12 protein-coding genes are annotated in these 18,203 nt (G+C 41.1%); 6 read left to right on the top strand and 6 right to left on the bottom strand.

Annotated features, from left to right (window positions below):
* Positions 1–81: 81 nt before the first annotated feature.
* A complete protein-coding gene (locus NO991_RS11915) occupies positions 82–861 on the bottom strand; it encodes a hypothetical protein (RefSeq protein WP_371352051.1) in 780 nt (259 codons plus the stop codon).
* 360 nt (positions 862–1,221) lie between these two features.
* A complete protein-coding gene (locus tag NO991_RS11920) occupies positions 1,222–1,938 on the bottom strand; it encodes an enoyl-CoA hydratase/isomerase family protein (protein WP_300359764.1) in 717 nt (238 codons plus the stop codon).
* Positions 1,939–2,142: 204 nt separating this feature from the next.
* On the opposite strand from NO991_RS11920, the gene NO991_RS11925 reads away from it, so the two are divergent.
* Entirely contained in the window at positions 2,143–2,916 is a 774-nt protein-coding gene (locus NO991_RS11925) for a sulfite exporter TauE/SafE family protein (RefSeq protein ID WP_300359766.1), read from the top strand.
* Here the strand turns inward: NO991_RS11925 and NO991_RS11930 are convergent.
* The 3 genes from NO991_RS11930 to NO991_RS11940 all read right to left on the bottom strand — a co-directional run bounded on the left by NO991_RS11930 (position 2,906) and on the right by NO991_RS11940 (position 6,113).
* Positions 2,906–4,384 (bottom strand): methyl-accepting chemotaxis protein, encoded by a 1,479-nt coding sequence (locus NO991_RS11930; protein ID WP_371352053.1) that lies wholly within the window; start codon positions 4,382–4,384, stop codon positions 2,906–2,908. The two genes, NO991_RS11925 and NO991_RS11930, sit on opposite strands and share 11 nt — an antisense overlap.
* A gap of 7 nt (positions 4,385–4,391) precedes the next feature.
* Positions 4,392–5,228, bottom strand: coding sequence for an ABC transporter substrate-binding protein (locus NO991_RS11935; protein WP_300542542.1), 837 nt, complete (start codon positions 5,226–5,228; stop codon positions 4,392–4,394).
* 249 nt (positions 5,229–5,477) lie between these two features.
* Positions 5,478–6,113 carry an SDR family oxidoreductase gene (locus tag NO991_RS11940; RefSeq protein ID WP_300417944.1) on the bottom strand — a complete coding sequence of 212 codons (636 nt, stop codon included), beginning with the start codon at positions 6,111–6,113 and terminating at the stop codon, positions 5,478–5,480.
* A 142-nt stretch (positions 6,114–6,255) separates the two neighbouring features.
* On the opposite strand from NO991_RS11940, the gene NO991_RS11945 reads away from it, so the two are divergent.
* Positions 6,256–7,713: an OmpA family protein gene (locus NO991_RS11945; RefSeq protein ID WP_300359771.1), complete on the top strand. Its 1,458-nt coding sequence runs from the start codon at positions 6,256–6,258 to the stop codon at positions 7,711–7,713.
* Positions 7,714–7,735: 22 nt separating this feature from the next.
* Here NO991_RS11945 and mnmC read toward each other — a convergent pair whose 3' ends face one another.
* Positions 7,736–9,784 (bottom strand): bifunctional tRNA (5-methylaminomethyl-2-thiouridine)(34)-methyltransferase MnmD/FAD-dependent 5-carboxymethylaminomethyl-2-thiouridine(34) oxidoreductase MnmC, encoded by a 2,049-nt coding sequence (mnmC, locus tag NO991_RS11950; protein WP_300359773.1) that lies wholly within the window; start codon positions 9,782–9,784, stop codon positions 7,736–7,738.
* 179 nt (positions 9,785–9,963) lie between these two features.
* On the opposite strand from mnmC, the gene fabB reads away from it, so the two are divergent.
* The 4 genes from fabB to NO991_RS11970 all read left to right on the top strand — a co-directional run bounded on the left by fabB (position 9,964) and on the right by NO991_RS11970 (position 18,161).
* Positions 9,964–11,178: a beta-ketoacyl-ACP synthase I gene (gene fabB / locus NO991_RS11955; RefSeq protein ID WP_054551681.1), complete on the top strand. Its 1,215-nt coding sequence runs from the start codon at positions 9,964–9,966 to the stop codon at positions 11,176–11,178.
* Between the two features lie 132 nt (positions 11,179–11,310).
* Positions 11,311–12,432, top strand: coding sequence for a 4-phosphoerythronate dehydrogenase (locus NO991_RS11960; protein ID WP_300582164.1), 1,122 nt, complete (start codon positions 11,311–11,313; stop codon positions 12,430–12,432).
* A gap of 32 nt (positions 12,433–12,464) precedes the next feature.
* Complete coding sequence (locus NO991_RS11965; protein WP_054551679.1) at positions 12,465–13,481, top strand: aspartate-semialdehyde dehydrogenase; 1,017 nt, start codon at positions 12,465–12,467, stop codon at positions 13,479–13,481.
* Between the two features lie 321 nt (positions 13,482–13,802).
* Positions 13,803–18,161 carry a FimV/HubP family polar landmark protein gene (locus tag NO991_RS11970; RefSeq protein ID WP_371352055.1) on the top strand — a complete coding sequence of 1,453 codons (4,359 nt, stop codon included), beginning with the start codon at positions 13,803–13,805 and terminating at the stop codon, positions 18,159–18,161.
* Positions 18,162–18,203: the final 42 nt, after the last annotated feature.

An 18,203-nucleotide genomic window follows, 5' to 3' on the forward strand; every position in this document is an offset into this window, starting at 1 on the left:
CCTATTATCATGGGCGATCGATATTGTTCGCCCTTGTCTGAGATGTATTTAACTGGAAATTTAAGAGTCTGAGAATCGTACCTAGCAGCTAGGCTCAGACTTTTTTATCTGCTGAGAATAATAGAAGTTTTTTACTGCTTGTGAGGTTTTGGGTTTCCATTCGTTATTTTTAATGAAGTGTGAGTAGTTAGAAATCCATTTTAAAATAGCTTCAGATTCTTCTGAAAATTCTGGTGTTACGCTTCTTAGATCGGCTCTTGATTTAATGAAATTGTTAACCTTATTTTTTATTATTTTCGCTATGTGGCTGCGGCTTAAAGTGCTTGTGCTGTAATTTGATACATATTCATTTAATGCGAAATTAACAATACCTTGATTCTTTTCAGCTTTAATCCGACCACCACTACGACCGTTTTTACGAGCTTTGTCTTTTACAGCTTCTTCTTTTTGTACTTCTCCTTGAAGCTTTTCAATTTTAACTGTTAGTAAAGGTTTTATTTCTTGTTTTAATTGTCTAAATAAAATTTCATTCGCGATATCATTTAGCCCTAGGTTTGTGAGCATCTGAGGCAACATGTAGTAAAAATCAGAGTCCTCTAAGTCTTCGATTTTTTCTTTATTTGCTTCAGTCATTCTATTTGACTCTTTGACAACGCGTTGTAATTCATCACTATTAGGTAGAGTTGTTTTTGGAATTGATGGATTCTCAAAGTATTTATTTCTCATCCATTTTAGAAAATCTTTTTGTTCTTCTTCTAAAATTTTAAGAGCTTTCTTTTTAGAGCCGGTAATTTGAATCTGTTCTGAAATAAAATTGTTGGTTATTTCATGCGCGTTAGTTGTTATTTCGTTTAGATGCATTTTGCCCTCACGTATTAATTTTAAAACTGAGGCATCCCTGCTATATTAAGTACTCATCGTACAATTTCGAACTTATCAGACAAAATACGATGCTGAAAGCATTAAAAAAGGGAAAGTTTCAAATTTTTTTCATCCCTGTTTTTGAGCAAAGTTGAACCCGGGGTTCAGAGATAGCTTGAGGCCCATGGCGTGGCCCATGGCTTTTTGGGTTTTTTGAATTATTATTATAAATCAAATATTTAAATCTTGGGTTTTACTCACCCCAGCTCCACCAAATATGAAAAAGGCTGCTCTCAGAGCGGCCTTTTTTATTGCCAAAACTTTTTCTAAAACTCGCCGAAATAAGTCCAGAATCTATAATCAAACAACCAACTGAACGGCATCAATAATCGGTTTGTTTTCTATATCAATGGTGTCGATGATGTGTTTGTGTAGGCGCTTTTTGTGCTCTGCGAAAATCGCACGCTTTTTATCGAATTGGCTGGCAAATTCGAGGGCGGTATTAAATAAAGCTTCGCTGTTTGGGCAAGCTTGTTCAATAACATGATCCGTGGCAAGTTCGCCTGCGGTAACGCGGCGGCCTGTTAGCATCATCTCGTTAAAACGATAGTATGGAATGGCTTTTTTAATAAAGGCGAGCATGCCCGGTAAAAACGGGATTGATAAATCCACTTCTGGGAAGCAGAAGAAACCACGGTCGCTTTGCATAAACCTAAAATCGCAAGCGCACGATAAAATGGTGCCATTACCAAACGCGTGGCCATTAATTGCTGCAATTACTGGCATTGGGAAGAGTAATAGGCGTTTAAATACCGCATCCATCGAGTGCATAAAGCCACTTACTTCTGCAAATTTTTGTGCTTTTAATGCGGGCATAAGCCAATCGGTATCTATGCCCAAGCTCCATGACTTTTCGCTGCTTGAAGTGATCACCAGTGCTTTGTGTTCAGGATTACGTTCGATTTCGTCTAGGCAATTTAAAAAAGCCTCAGCAAAAGCAGGGTTATGGCGATTTTCAGCTGTTGTCATAGTTAAGATAGCAACAGATCCTTGTGTACTTACATTCATCAGTGTCATGCTGTGCCTTTAATTTTATTGTGTTGTGGGCATAGTTATAACCCATAGGTTTAACAAAATAAACCACAAGTCTGACCAGTTGTGAATTTAGGGGCACTTCTCTTTTGGTTGATATGGTCTTTTAGTCGAAAGGGTTTTCAAATAGTCGCTAATAGTGGTGAGTCATGATAGCGTTAGCTCAAACACACTATTTAAAGCGTAACAATGGATTTGATCAGTTGGCAGTTTTTAGGTGGGGATTTATTAAGCCCGATCAGCACAATCATGCTCATTGTGGTTGCGGGCTTTACTTCAATGATTTCAGCGGCTTTTGGTGCAGGTGGCGGCTTAATGCTGCTGGTGATCATGGCATCCATGCTTCCTATGAGTGTGGTTATTCCTGTTCATGGGTTAGTGCAGTTAGGTTCTAATGCAAACCGCTTTTTGTTTACGTTTAAACATATTGATGGTGCTATGTTTGTGTACTTCTCTTTAGGGGGAGTCATAGGAGCGCTGGTTGCCTCAACGATTGTCACATCAATTCCCCTTGAATTAATGAAAATAGTGGTCGCTGCCTTTGTGCTTTATTTACTGTGGGGTGTGACGCCAAAACTCAGAGAAACCTCAAAGTTATGGCGGGTTCTTGCTGGGGGTTGGACTACGTTTATTTCGATGTTTGTAGGGGCAAGTGGGCCTTTAGTTGGCAGCTGCTTATACGTAAATAATTATAATAAGCTTAAATTTACCGCCACTTTCTCAAGCTGCATGACAGTACAACATACCTTAAAAGCGATTTTATATGGGGCTGTGGGGTTTGCATTTTGGCAGTGGTTGCCGCTGATTATGCTCATGATAATGAGCGGTGCTTTAGGTACTTGGCTTGGCCTTAAGTTATTGCACCGCATTTCGTCAGATAAATTTAAAAAGATTTTTCGTTTAGTGTTAACAGTGCTTTCCCTGCAACTTGCGTGGCAGGGGATTATGGCTTTTAGTATTTAAACAAACCCAATTTAGCAACGATGCCGCGTTCCAATTCATTGAGCTGGCCTATAGTGTTATCAAGGTGCTGAGCTTCTTGCGATAGACTCTTAGCGCCTTGGTTAATAAGCTGCATAGTATTTAAGATATCAGCGGTGACACTGGTTTGCTCTTCAGAACTTGCCGCCACGCTTTCGTTCATTTGATTAATGGTATTGATTTGTTTAGCAATATCTTTAAACACCGCTTGGCTTTTTTGATTCGCTTGGCTTACTTTATCACTCAGTGACTTACTTTGCTCCGTTGCGGTTACACAATCAGAGGTATTATTGTGTAGCGATACAATAATCGACTCAATCTCAGACGTTGAATCATAGGTTTTACTAGCAAGCGCTCTTACTTCATCGGCGACCACGGTAAAGCCTCGACCAGATTCACCAGCACGAGCCGCTTCAATAGCAGCATTTAGAGCCAGCAAATTGGTTTGCTCGGCAATGCTTTTTATAACATCGAGCACTTGGCTAATTTCATTGCTGCTGGCGTTTAATTGTTTAACTACATTTGAAGTGTGGTCTAGTTGTGCAGTTAACTCATCAACAATATTGCCATTGGCATTCATGTTTTGTTCGCCTTGTTGGCATAAGCGATGTACATCGGTTGTTTGCTGCGCGGTTTGGTTGGCTCCTTGAGCAATTTCTTTGGTTGCTTCACTTAACTGACTAAGCGCATTGGTTGCTGAATCAGTGCGGTTGTATCCAAGTTCGGCCTCATTTTTTGAGCGAACAGATGCTTCGTTTACTGTGCTGGCAATCATTTCAAGTTCGCTGGCAGTGCTGCCTAACTCTGTAATTATTTCTTGTACTTGCGCTATAAATCGGTTGAAGCCATTAACCAAGTAACCAATTTCATCATTAGATTGATAGCTAATACGTTTTGTAAGGTCGCCTTCACCTTTGACAATTTCATCAACAAGGCTGTTTACGCTATCGATTGGTTTTATCACTAAAAGCCGCACGATATAAATAATCACGGTACCTAGGGTGATAAATGAGACCAGCAGGGTAATAATCATAGTGCGTGTCGAATTAGCAATGGTGCTATGCAGCGCTTGTTGTGAATAACCAATTTTAATGTGGCCAATTAAATTACCTAAATAGTCCAAATCAATAGTTTTGCTAACCGATGCGCTGTTACTTTGTTTGATGATTGAGGCAAGAAGCTTATTACGATGGTCTGTCACTGAAATGCTATGTATATGTTTGTTTTGCGAAAAGGCTTTAATAATCTGATTGATTAACGGCTCATCATAAGAGAATACCGGCTCAGCTAAAATAACCTGCAGTTGCTCATTAAGGGCAGTGATGTCGTCTTGCCATTGTTGTGTTTGACTCGACTTTGCGAGCAGATAGTTTGCGCTGATCACGAAGAGCACGCTCAGTAAAAGGCACAAAGACAGTGCCAAGGTCATTTTATATTTTAATGATTTCATTGTGCGCTCATTGAAATGGGTTAAACCACAAAGGGCTATTTTTATTTGGTGTGTTCGACGATAACGTTGGGTTTTCAAGCTCAATGACGCGACGCGAGCTCAAGTTGGCTTTTGATAAAACAGTTTGTACTTGGCTGTCTGCCAAAAACATCGCGTTAAAAGTGCCATCATCGATCATCTCGTTAAGGGCATCATTTAGCTGTTTATGAAGTGTGTGGTTGTTTTTGTTGACGAAAAAGTAAAGTGGTGCGGTGTACTTAATCACCAGATGCGGCTCTACAGTGAGGTTAAGCGCTGAGTGATTGGCAATTTCATCCCAAGGTTCATTCACCCCACGTGGGAAGTAATCAAAGCGTTCGCCTTCAAGCATTGGGAACAAATTAGGGTATTTTAATGTGGTAACAACGGGCAGTTGGTTCGCTTTTAATATTTTCGTATCTGGCCAGGTTTTACCTTGCCCTGCGGTGTAGCGCTTTAAATCTTGCAAGCTAGTTACCGAGCTAAACAGCTCGCGATTTTGTGCTTTCACTAATGCTACTCGCATGCCAAGTAAGCCACGAAACAAAGGAATATAAACGGCTTGGTAATTTTCCTCTAATTGTCTTGAAGTCATGCTCCAGATAACGTCAAGCTGCTTATTTTGTAAGTCGTTTAACATTCGAGCATCGGTAATATCTTTAAAGTTATTATATGGATGCGAGTAGCTTAAACCCGCTCGCTCAATTGCTTGGGTTAACAATTTATAGGGTAAAGAAGTGTTACTACTATTACTTTGTATCTTAACTTCTTGGGAATAACTTACAGAAGCAAAGGCCAGACATAGAATAATGAGGGTGTAATGCATTGGATACCATTGTTGTGTTTTTGTAAATAATATATTAATTCCATATGGCGTTTAATGTCATTACTGCTTTATCATTAAATAGGGCACAGCAATGCTTATTTGTAAGCTAATTTAAAATAAAAATAATTAGAGCATTGAAATATAAAGTTTTTATTCATTGCGACTTACAAAAAATTAATTTTTTGGGTGGGTATTTAAGGAGGGAGCTGGATAAAGTTAACTTTATCCAGCTAAAGTTTATAGTTTAAATTAGGCATCCAGTAAGTCATAGATTGACTTATCACCATTAAACAATTCAAACACTTGTGGTTTTTTCGGTGTATGTTCAGCAAGGTATAGCAGGGTATTTGCTACATCTTCACGGTTGATAACCGCATCTTGGCGCGTTGCAGGGCGCGTGGTGGTTAATCGCCCCGTTGCTGCATCATCTAATAGCGTGCCCGGTCTGACAATGCTGTAATTTAATTCGCTATTGATTAAATGTTGGTCAGCCATGTGCTTTGCAACTAAATACGGTTTTATACTGCTTTCAATGTTGTCTGGGGCATCAGCACCGATTGAGCTCACCATAATAAAGTGCTTAACCTTGGCATCTACCGCATAATTAATCGCTTTAACTGCGGCCCATAAATCTATCAGTAAGGTTTTATCTGCACCCGTTGCGCCGCCAGAACCCGCGCTAAAAATTACTTGTTCAACACCCTCGAAGGCACGACTAAAATCGTTTTCGAGGTCTTGCTCTACAATCGTTAAATTATTACTTTCAAGCGCAGTCAGTTTGCTTTTGTCTCTAACCAGAGCCACTACGTCATGGCCACTTGCCAGCATTTTTTCGGTGGCCATTTTACCTATTTGGCCCGTTGCGCCAATGATTAAGGTCTTCATATCAAACTCCTTCTAATTGCTGTGTAACTAAAGACCTTGGGGTGTGGATTTATTTTTAAAGGGGTACAAGCAAACTTTGAATAAAAAAGTATTATTTGGCATAGTATTGAATTAGGTACAAAATCAATTAAAAGGACTTAAAGTGAAAATATATTTTAATCTTTTGGTGGTGGTAACATTAGCATTTTGCAATGCGGTATCTGCCAATCAATGGCTATCGCCTTACCCAAATAGTGAGGTTGAAAAGTCGGTTAAACTCAGTGGCGAACAGACACAATTAATGAGCCAGTTTGATGACAGTAAAAAGTCGTCAGAGCGATTTAGTTACACAGACTTTATTGGCGATGTAAACCACACATTGTACGAAATAAACAATGTTGCCACTCTCAAAGTATTTGAAAACTATAAACACGCTCTACTCACAGATGGCTTTAATATTGTTTACTCTTGCAAGCTAGATGCTTGCGGTGACAGCAGTGATTTTGCAGAGGAAGTCGGTTACTTTCAGCTCTATAATTATCATCGTAAGCCATATTATCTTATTGCCACTAAAGGTGAAAAGCCTGAGTTTGCTGTGTCGTTATTTGTTGGCCAGTACAACAGTAAAACGCGTGTTATGAGTAGCTCAATTGCGATTAAGGAGCTTGAAACAGGTCTGATACAAGCCAATACAGCTGCTTTTGCAAAACAGCAATCAAATCCAGTTACCAAAGCACCTAAAGACGATATTAGAGGTTCAAGCGATCATCCATTACTTAGCCGTTATCCTGGTAGTTTTATTGAAGACTACGAGCAAATTGATTACGAAGAATTTTTACTACCAACAGGAATATTCAACGGTAAAAACAAAGCGCTACTTGCCGAAGATGTGACTGGTGATATTACTCGTATTACTTATGAAATTAGAAAAGTATCAACCCTTAAGGTTTTTCATAACTATGTGTCTGCCTTAACAAAAGAAGGCTTTGAAACGGTTTTTAGTTGCGAACGTCAAGCATGTGGTGACGACCGTAAGGCAATACAAGCACTTGGTGATCACTTGTCGGTAAAACAAGTTTATAACTATTATCGTCAGCCGCGTTATCAGTTAATGAAAAACACCATAGAAAATCAAACAACCTTTGTCGCATTTTTTGTGGGTAATTACCAAGGCACTACGCGAGTGCAACTTGTTATAATTCGAACAGAGCCTTTACAAGTAGATTTAGTTAAAACCAATCCGGATCAGGTGTTAAAGCAACTAGAGCAAAAAGGTAAAGCAGCCATTTATGGCATTTACTTTGACCATGATAAATCAGACATTAAACCTGAGTCAGCCGAGTCATTAAAAGTGATTGCGGATGTTTTAAATAAAAATAACAGCTTAAACTTGTACGTTGTTGGTCATACTGATGATAAAGGAAGCCCAGAATATAATTTAGGGTTGTCATCTAAACGAGCAAAAGCGGTTGTTAAAGCGCTCGTGAGTCAATATGGCATTAAAGAGTCGCGCTTAATTGGTTATGGTGTAGGCCCTTATGCGCCAGCTGCCAATAATAAAAACGATTTGGGTCGTCAGCTAAACCGGCGCGTAGAGCTAGTTGAGCGATTAAGTAATTAATCAAAAGGGGCTTTTTAGCCCCTTAAATTTTATTACGAATTAGGTCACGAACAATAAAGCGGGCGGGGTGAATAGCTTGACTCACGCGTTCGCTAAATGGTCTTGGTTCATTATTTAAACAAGCAATTAAATGTTCAGCACAAAGGGGGGCACTGCACAGGCCTCTTGCACCAAAGCCTGTGAGTACATGCAAGCCTTGCTGAGGTTTTGTTAACGTTTGGTACTGATAACGCTTGCCCAAGCGAAGATTAGCAAACGCGCTTACATAATCACTTTGTTCAGCCCATTCACCAACCATAGGTAAATGGTCAATGAAGGTACACCTTACAGCTGCTTTCGCGGCTGTTATCTCACCTAAGGTCGTTGCAAACTCGCTGTCTGTGTAAAAACTTAACAGTTGTTCGCGATTGATGTGGTTGTCTTGCTCTTTAACTTCACGGCTTTTTGAGTTTTTTTCAAAGGTCGCGCCCATGCAATGATGGCCCTGATATTCAGGAGTAAAATAGCCCTTATGGCAAAGCACGGTCTTTAAGCGTTTTGACTGCTCGCTTGCTTGCACATGCGAGACTTGGCCGCGCACACCAACAACAGGTAGAGCTTGAGTTTGGCTAAACTGGTCACTGTGTTCACCTGCACAATTAATCACATCGCTAAATGGCCCGAATGTTTGCTCTTTGCTGTGTAGTAACCAGCCGTCAGCGGTTTTTTCGAGCTTTTCAATATGGCAATTAAAGTGACTGTCCATTTTATTATTGGTAGTGGCAGTTAACGAATTTGCCGCATTAAAGAGTGCTGTAACCAGGGCTGGTGGATTTACCCAGCCGCCTTTTGCAAAGAATACGCCTGAGTAGCCCGTTTCTACACCGGCAATTTCGTCGCCTTCTTCAGCGCTTACATTACGCATTAATTCAGCTGGCCAAAGTTCTTTATCGGCAAGGTTTTGATGTTTATCAGCTAGGCCTTGTTTAACCGCATGTTGTAATACACCACACCACTGGTGCGGGTAGTCAAAACCATCATTAAGTAATTGTTGGTAAAGACGCATCGCATATAAAAAACTATGAGCAAACATTTCACTGTGCGGTGAGTTCTTCGCTTGCAAATGCGGATAAACAGCCCCTTGTACATTGTGAGATGCGCCCATGGCAAGTGCTTCATCTTGGCAAAAAAGCGTGGCTTTTAGGTCTCTTTTTGCTAGTGAATACAGTACACTGCTACTGGCAATACCACCGCCAATAACAGCCACATTATTCAGTTCACTTTGCTGATGTGCAAAATACGCTGGCCCTGACTGTTGCTCATTAGGCTCAGTGAGCTCGCCAATTAGCATTTCGCGTTTTTTACCATAGCCTTTTGCTTTACTCATGCTAAAGCCAGCTTCGATGAGTCCTCTTCTGACAAAGCCTGCGGCAGTGAAAGTGGCGAGTGTGGCATTTGCTCTTGAGATAGCACGCATCTTGTTGAACAAACTCTGTTGCCACATATCTGGGTTTTTACTTGGTGCAAAGCCATCTAAATACCAAGCATCAACAATTCCTTCGCTTGGGTAGCTCATGGCGTCAATGCTGTCTTGCACGTCACCAAAGTAAAGGTCGAGTATTAGTTTTCCGCCTGCAAATTCTAGGCGATGACAGCCGGCTAAATTAATTGGGTATTGAGCAATTAGTTGCTCACTATACTTGCTTAAACTAGGCCAAGCTTTGAGTGCTTGAGCAAGGTCATCACGCTTAATAGGAAATTTTTCAAAAGAGATAAAGTGCAAGCGGGTAACACTTTTTTTACCACTATGGTCGGGTTGATTTTGAACTTCTTGCTCTGCATGCTGCCTATCAAGGTGAGCAGCAAAGTGCTGCCATGTATTTAAAAAGTTAAGCCCCGTACCAAAGCCTGTTTCAGCAATTGCAAAGTGGTTACGGTCATGATTTTGTAATCGTTGCGGGATATGGTTTTGTTGATAAAACACATAATGTGATTCGGCTAAGCCATCGTCATTAGAGAAATAAACATCGTCAAACTGATCGGCGACAGGGGTACCAAGGTGATTAAAATGAATATGTGCGTTTTTGATCATGGTTTAACTAATTAACTACAAACTTTTTTCATTATTTTACGTGTTTTCTTTGAAATAGTCTGGCGTTATTTATAAGCTAGACATTCAGAGTACATGTGTACGCTAGAAAGCTGACCACTTCGAAAGTAATTTCAGCGTAAAATAGAACACAATTTAGTATAGAGCTAAGGTAATTACCCATGAGAAGAGCCGTTATTACGGGCATCGGTGTTGTTTCAAGCATCGGTAACAACAAAGAAGAAGTATTAGAATCATTAAAACAAGGCCGTAGTGGTATCGCGTTCAACCAAGAGTTTGCTGACTACAACCTACGTAGTAACGTATCTGGCAAAATCGATATTGATGTTAAAGAGTTTGTTGATCGTAAAGCAATGCGCTTTATGGGCGATGCTGCTGCATACGCTTATATCTCAATGTCACAAGCGATTGCAGATGCTGGCCTTAGTGAAGATCAAGTTTCAAACGAGCGCACTGGTTTATTAGTGGGTTCAGGTGGTGGTTCATCTAAATGGCAAGTTGAAGCGGCTGACATTTTACGTGAAAAAGGCGTAAAACGTGTTGGTCCTTACATGGTACCACGTACTATGGCGAGTACGACTTCGGCGTGTCTTGCAACACCATTTAAAATTAAAGGTGTTAACTACTCACTAAGCTCTGCATGTGCGACATCTGCACACTGTATCGGTCATGCGGTTGAGCAAATTCAATTAGGTAAGCAAGACGTCATCTTTGCAGGTGGTGGTGAAGAGCTTCACTGGACGCTAGCAATGGAATTCGATGCAATGGGTGCATTGTCTACTAAGTACAATGAAACACCAGAGAAAGCATCACGTACATACGATGCAAACCGTGACGGTTTCGTTATCTCTGGTGGTGGCGGTATCGTTGTTGTCGAAGAGCTTGAGCATGCACTTGCTCGTGGCGCGCACATTTATGCAGAAATCACTGGTTACGGTGCAACGTCTGACGGCTACGACATGGTAGCTCCATCAGGTGAAGGCGCTGTACGTTGTATGAAGCAAGCAATGCAAGGTCTTGAAGGCGGTATTGATTACTTAAATACTCACGGTACTTCTACACCTGTTGGTGATGTGAAAGAGCTTGGCGCTATTCAAGAAGTATTTGGTGGTAACTCGCCAATGATCAGTGCAACCAAAGCGATGACAGGTCACGCTCTAGGTGCAGCAGGCGTTCATGAAGCAATCTTCTCGCTATTAATGCTTGAGCATAACTTTGTTGCTCCATCTATCAACATTGATGAACTAGATGAGCAAGCTGCAGGTCTAAATATTGTAACTGAGCGTAAAGACGTTGAACTAAATACAGTTATGTCTAACAGCTTCGGTTTCGGTGGCACTAACGCCACATTAGTAATGAGCAAATATAAAGGTTAAACCTCTCCAGTATTTGCTTAAAGCCGAGCAATAGCTCGGCTTTTTCATTTGTTATAAAGTCTTAGTTGTTACCTATCCGAATACTGATAAATTCGCTACAATAGCGCCACTTTCTGCCTCTCGGACACACAAATGAAAATTCTTGCAGATCAAAATATGCCATTGGTTGAGCAGTTCTTTGCCGATTTTGGTGATGTTGAGCGATTTGATGGCCGTAATCTCCAACCCGAGCAGCTAGTCGGGGTCGATATCTTGTTAACCCGCTCTGTTACCAATGTAGATAAAGCCTTACTCACTCAAGCAGATAAATTAAAATTTGTGGGCACAGCAACCATAGGTGTTGATCACATTGATACCGAGTTACTTGCTGAGCGAAATATCGCATTTAGCAGCGCACCAGGTTGTAATGCTGTGGCGGTTGCTGAATATGTTATTAGCTGCTTGTATGCCTTGAGCCAAGAAAATGCCAGCTCGTTACAAGGCAAAACCATCGGCATAGTGGGTGTTGGCAGTATAGGTAGCTGTTTACGTGATAAGTTAAGCTTGCTAGGCATGAATGTATTGTTATGTGATCCACCAAAACATGAAGCCGGTGAGCTTGCAGAGCATATTGAGTTAGACACATTACTAGCCCAAGCTGATATTGTGACTTTTCACGTGCCATTGGTTAAACAAGGGCCACATAAAACCTTGCACATGCTAGACGAAACACGCTTAAAAGCACTTAAGCCGGGCATGACGATTATCAATGCAAGCCGTGGTGATGTGATTGATAACCAAGCATTGCTAGCATTGTTTGAGCAAGGCGCAAAATTAGATTGTGTGCTTGATGTTTGGGAAAACGAACCCAATATACTGACACCTCTGCTTGATTATGTACGTTATGCCAGCGTACATATTGCAGGGCATACACTTGAAGGCAAAGCCCGCGGTACACAAATGCTGTATCAGCAAGTATGTGAGCTTGAAGGCATCGCAGCACTTAAGTCGCTGGACGATTTTTTACCAGAGCCAATTAGCCACTCTGTCACGCTAGGTGAAACCTTTAACCTAGATGATATAGGTCGCTTAGTGCACTTAATTTATGATGTGCGTCGCGACGATGGCATTTTACGAAGTAAATTAGCAAGCGAAGGCTTTGATAGTTTACGTAAGAATTACCCGCCACGACGCGAGTTTAGTACGTTGTCGGTGGCTGCCAACAGTGCATGCGAAGGCGCATTAGCTGCACTGGGATTTAGAATTAACGAATAAAGCCATTTGCTTTATTCAAAAGAGGAAAATACATGTCGCAAAAATTTAATGTAGCCGTATTAGGTGCCACAGGTTTAGTGGGTCGTCAGATTATCGAAACTTTAGAAGATCGTAAGTTTCCGGTAGACCAGTTATTTTTACTCGCAAGCAGCCGTAGTGCTGGTGAAGAAATTCAATTTCGCGGTGAGAGCATTGAAGTAATCGATGTTGAAGAGTTTGATTTTAGCCAAGCTCACATTGGTTTATTTTCAGCAGGCGGCAGTGTCTCTGAAAAATATGCACCGATTGCGGCGGACGCAGGCTGTGTGGTAATTGATAATACCTCACACTTTCGTAATGACTACGATGTGCCACTCATTATTCCTGAAGTGAATGCATCAAGCTTAGCGGATTTCAGAAATCGCAACATCATTGCAAACCCTAACTGCTCAACGATTCAAATGCTGGTGGCGTTAAAACCAATTTATGATGCTTATGGCATTGACCGCATTAACGTATCAACTTATCAAGCTGTATCGGGGGCGGGTAAAGAAGCCGTTGATGAACTAGCCAAGCAAACAGCAAACTTAATGAATGCGCGTCCGATGGATAATGCCGTTTTCCCTAAACAAATTGCTTTTAACGTGATCCCACAAATAGACAGTTTTGAAGATAACGGTTATACCCGCGAAGAAATGAAAATGGTTAACGAAACACAAAAGATCTTAGGTGATAACAGTGTTGTGGTTAACCCGACCTGTGTTCGTGTTCCCGTGTTCTTTGGTCACAGTGAAGCGATCAATATTGAAACGCGTATGCCAGTAGATATCGAACATGTGAAGCAGCTATTAAACGATGCACCAGGTGTTGAGTTTATTGAAGATTTAGCGGATTACCCAACAGCTGTGTCTGATGCAAGTGGTAACGATACAGTATACGTAGGGCGTTTACGTGCTGATATTTCGCATCCACATGGTTTAAATATGTGGGTTGTAAGTGATAATACGCGCAAAGGTGCAGCAACAAATAGTGTGCAGATTGCTGAAGAGCTTATCGCAAATTATTTATAAATCTGATGATTTAGGCTGAGCTAAATTTGACAGAAAGCGGCAATTTGCCGCTTTTTTTGTGAATTCACTGCCAAATTATTGCCGCATACGTTGTAAAAGCGTATAAACTTAACGATAACAATAAAAAAGTCTCTCAGCCGCTAATATTTAAGCTATTTACTATCAAGGTGTTGCAATAGATATTGCAAGGCAACTAAGTTATAGTTTGCAGCTGGAATAGAGCTTGCAAGAAAACATAATTAAGAATCAATTCTGCAAGAATTACTTGATGTTTAAGCAACCAGGGTTGCTGCGTTAACATTTAAAACATAAAGGATCAGCATGCGCGGTTTAGCAACACTCTTCATATTAGCGTCTGCATTGGTGGTAACACCGACATACTCTGATGAAGGCACCACACTTAAAGGCCCTAAAGGTGTCGATTATGGTGCGCAGGGGCGCTCAATTGGTCCGATCAAGCCGACCGATACACTGTGGCGCATTGCCGCTAAAATTCGCCCTGACAACTCTGTAAGTATTTATCAGGTCATGCAAGCTCTGTATGACAAAAACCCATCGTCATTTTTAGACCAAAACCTTAACCATATGCGCGATGGCGCATACCTAAAAATCCCAACAATTGCTGAAATGCGCGCGGTCAATCCAACGTTAGCAAAAGCACGTTCTGAACAAGATGATGAGCTATGGGAGAAAAAGAAAAACGGCACCCTGACTACTGCTGAAATTAATGAATCGCAAAAGAAAGTAACCCAAGCCCGTAAAGTTGATGTAGACGAAGCAAAGCAAGAGCTTAAGCAAGAAATCAACACCATTAAAACAGAGCAGGGTACGCAGCTAGTTGAGCTTCAAAAGCAGTTTAAATCGTCGGTTGAAAATGTTGAAGAAATCTTAGCTGAGAACAACAAACTCAAAAAACAACTGAGTGGTATTTCTAAAGAGCTTGAAACCGTTCGCGATCAGCTTGGTCAAGACAGTGAAATTCAAAAGCAGCTGAAAGAACTGATCACTAAACAAAATGAAATCATAGAGCAGCAAAGAGCAAAAAAGATTGAAGAGGACAGTGGGTTTAGTTTTTCGAGTTTACTGAGCAACCCATTTGTTCTCGGTGCATTAATGTTTATTCCGGCATTACTGATCATTGCTGCCGTTGTGATGTTTTTGAAAAAACGCAACAGCGCTAATGATGATACAGATGCCAGCGATGACGATGAATTTTTACCTCAAAGCCCAAGTTATAATCCTGATGATGATTTAGAACCAATTATAGAAACTGATCCACTAGTTCCTGATCCAGTCGAAGACAATGATGACTTGAGTGTGCGTTTAGATGACGACTTAGACCAAGACATGCTGCCAGATGATGACATCATTTTTGACGACAGCATTGATGATAGTTTCGATGAAGATGACAGTGTTTTAAATCAAGATGAGCTAGAAGGGCTTTTAAGTGATGATATTGAGTTTAGCGATGATTCATCTAATAGCGCTGACGATAATGATTTAGATGCATTTTTACAGCAAGATTTCGATCAAACCGATGACGACAGTTTAGGTGATGAAATAGACCTAGATAGTGAACAGTCTCCAGCAGATTCATCGGGTGATATTTTAAGTGCAGATGACATTGATGACCTATTTGATACTGATGAAGGTGACTCGTTAGATAACGCTAATGATGAAATGGCAGCGCTTAGTGAAGAGCTCGCAGAAGATGACGCTGAAGATGATTTTGACATTGATAGCTTAATTGATGAGCAAAACAACACGGATTCTAATCAAGACGTAAACCTAGACGATATTGATGACTTACTCGATGAAAATAATGATGCCTCAACAACTAACGTAGAAGCAGAACTCATCGATGAAGATGATTTCGATATCGACAGCTTAATTGATGAAGCGCAAACAGACGAGCCAGCAGCCGAAGCTAACGATGCATTAGAAAACGACGATCTTGATGATGCGCTGGATGTTGATGACATTGACTCGCTATTAGATGAAGCTCAAGAAGAAGCGCCAGCCGAAGAACCAAGCGCGGATGAACTCATCGATGAAGATGATTTCGATATCGACAGCTTAATCGATGAAGCACAAACAGAAGAGCCAGCCGCTGAAGCTAACGATGCATTAGAAAACGATGATCTTGATGATGCGCTAGATGTTGATGACATTGACTCACTATTAGATGAAGTTCAAGAAGAAGCGCCAGCAGAAGAACCTAGCGCAGACGATTTAATCGATGAAGATGAGCTTGATGATGCTCTCGATGTTGATGACATTGATTCATTACTAGATGAAGCACAAGCAGAGCAAGAGCCTCAAGCGGAGCTTGTTGAGGAGCAGCCTGAAGAGCTTGTAGAAGAACCTAGCGCAGACGATTTAATCGACGAAGACGAGCTCGGTGATGACTTAGATGTTGATGACATTGATTCCTTATTAGATGAAGCACAAGCAGAGCCAGAGCCTGAAGAGCTTGTTGAAGAGCCTAGCGCAGACGATTTAATCGACGAAGATGAGCTTAATGATGACTTAGATGTTGATGACATTGATTCATTACTAGATGAAGCTCAAGATGAGCAACAGCCTGAAGAAATACAGGAACCTGAAGAGTTAACTGAAGAATTAGCAGAAGAACCTAATGCAGACGATTTAATCGACGAAGATGAGCTTAATGATGCCTTCGATGTTGATGACATTGATTCATTACTAGATGAGACACAAGCAGAGCCTGAAGCAGAGCTTGTTGAGGAGCAGCCAGAAGAGCTTACAGAAGAACCAAGCGCAGATGACTTAATCGACGAAGACGAGCTCGATGATGATTTAGATGTCGATGACATTGATTCATTATTAGATGAAGCTCAAACAGAGCATGAGCCTGAATCGGAACTTGTTGATGAGCAGCCTGAAGAGCTCGTAGAAGAGCCAAGTGCAGACGATTTAATCGATGAAGATGAGCTTGATGATGCCCTAGATGTCGATGACATCGACTCACTATTAGATGAAGCTCAAGAAGAGCCTGAATCTGAAAAGTTGGTTGAAGAGTCAATTGAAGAACCTAGTGTAGACGACTTAATTGACGAAGATGAGCTTGATCATGATTTAGATGTCGATGACATCGACTCATTACTTGATGAAGATGCTAGTGATGAGCAGGACTCTGACGTTGATGATGAGCTTGAAGAGCTTATTCAGCAAACAAATGAGCTGAAGCAAGACACTGAAGCGCAGATCTCAGATTTAAGTCATGAACAGAGTGACAGTGCGGAGCATGATGAGAACCTACAAGAGTCGCTAGAAGATTTAGCCGATGCTGATCAAGCGGTTGATGACATGAATGTTGAATCGATTGCATCTGAGTTGGTTGATGATGCGGATGATAGTGACGAAGTTGATATCGATGAAGCGCTTAATCAAGAGTTCAATGAAGATAGCGATGAGCTATTAGATGAAGATGATAGCCTTGACGAGTTTGATGATCCGTCACTGAAAAGTGTTGATGAGTTATTAAATGAAATTGGTGAAGAAGATGACTATGTCGAAGCACCAGACTGGTCAATAGATGAACCAGAGCAAGACATAGAAGAAGTTGAAATTGATTTAGGCGATGATCCGCTAGCAGATGAAGACCTAACAGATGAATTTGATTTAACCGCCGACGAAGAGCCATTACAGCAAGATACGGTGACTCCTAGCCAAGAGTTGGAAGAGTATCCAGAGCTTGAGCTAGATGAAGCCGGTTTTGAATTGGATGAATCTGATGAAGACATTTCTGGTGAGTTAGATGAAGATGCACCATTACAGCTAAGTCAGGCAGAGCAAGACCTTGCTAATTCATTAGCAACGGGTAATGAGCTTGATCAGCTAGACGATGATTTTGATGATGAGATCTTGCTTGATAATGAATTTACAGAAGATGATGTTCTTGATCCTGAGGACGACTTATCGGATCAATCACAGAGTGAAGGCACAACAGAGTTAACGAGCGAAGCGCCAATTGACGATGAGGTGGCTGATAGCCAAGACGAATTAGAAGAGTTCCCTGAATTCGAATTGGACGATATTGAACTTGATGATGCCCGAGAAGCTGAGCAAACATTAGCTGATATCGAGTCTAATTTAGCTGACGAGGCTGATTTAAGTGAGCTGTCAGACGATGAAATCGATGATGATTTTATGGCCGACCTTACTCAAACAGACTTTGATGCGCTGTTAAATGAACTAGCAGAGCCAGACGAAGCTGATATTGCTGATGCCAGTGAGTTCGATGTTGATTTTAATGCGCTATTAAATGAAGACTTACAGGGTGAAAGCGAACAGCCAGTTGCACCTGAAGTAGAGGCATTAGATGCCGAGGAGCAACAAACTACCTCAACGGATGAGTTTGTAGATATCGATTCATTACTTGAACAAAGTGACGATGAAGCACTCGACCATGAACCTTATGATGAGGTTGATATGGATGTAGGGCTGAGTGATTTTAATGACTTACTAGCAGGTGATAACCCAACTGATGTTGATGCCGAAAGTGGTGGTTACTCAGCAAAACTGGACTTAGCTCGGGCATATATCGAAATAGACGACTTTGATGCAGCGCTGCAAGCCATTGAAGATGTTATTGCCAATGGCCCAGAGGAAGTGCAAGAAGAAGCACAATCACTTAAAGCTAAAATTAGCGAGTAATAAGTAAAACTAACCAATAATAAACCGAGCTAACTTCAACTA

Source organism: Pseudoalteromonas sp. DY56-GL22 (assembly GCF_041414715.1).
In the GTDB taxonomy this organism is placed as follows: Bacteria; Pseudomonadota; Gammaproteobacteria; order Enterobacterales; family Alteromonadaceae; genus Pseudoalteromonas; species Pseudoalteromonas simplex.

What these genes read in the sequence shown, in the direction of transcription:
- NO991_RS11915 (WP_371352051.1), bottom strand. Translation starts at nt 861, where the DNA reads ATGCATCTAAACGAAATAACAACTAACGCGCATGAAATAACCAACAAT.
- NO991_RS11920 (WP_300359764.1), bottom strand. Translation starts at nt 1,938, where the DNA reads ATGACACTGATGAATGTAAGTACACAAGGATCTGTTGCTATCTTAACT.
- NO991_RS11925 (WP_300359766.1), top strand. Translation starts at nt 2,143, where the DNA reads ATGGATTTGATCAGTTGGCAGTTTTTAGGTGGGGATTTATTAAGCCCG.
- NO991_RS11930 (WP_371352053.1), bottom strand. Translation starts at nt 4,384, where the DNA reads ATGAAATCATTAAAATATAAAATGACCTTGGCACTGTCTTTGTGCCTT.
- NO991_RS11935 (WP_300542542.1), bottom strand. Translation starts at nt 5,228, where the DNA reads ATGCATTACACCCTCATTATTCTATGTCTGGCCTTTGCTTCTGTAAGT.
- NO991_RS11940 (WP_300417944.1), bottom strand. Translation starts at nt 6,113, where the DNA reads ATGAAGACCTTAATCATTGGCGCAACGGGCCAAATAGGTAAAATGGCC.
- mnmC (WP_300359773.1), bottom strand. Translation starts at nt 9,784, where the DNA reads ATGATCAAAAACGCACATATTCATTTTAATCACCTTGGTACCCCTGTC.
- fabB (WP_054551681.1), top strand. Translation starts at nt 9,964, where the DNA reads ATGAGAAGAGCCGTTATTACGGGCATCGGTGTTGTTTCAAGCATCGGT.
- NO991_RS11960 (WP_300582164.1), top strand. Translation starts at nt 11,311, where the DNA reads ATGAAAATTCTTGCAGATCAAAATATGCCATTGGTTGAGCAGTTCTTT.
- NO991_RS11965 (WP_054551679.1), top strand. Translation starts at nt 12,465, where the DNA reads ATGTCGCAAAAATTTAATGTAGCCGTATTAGGTGCCACAGGTTTAGTG.
- NO991_RS11970 (WP_371352055.1), top strand. Translation starts at nt 13,803, where the DNA reads ATGCGCGGTTTAGCAACACTCTTCATATTAGCGTCTGCATTGGTGGTA.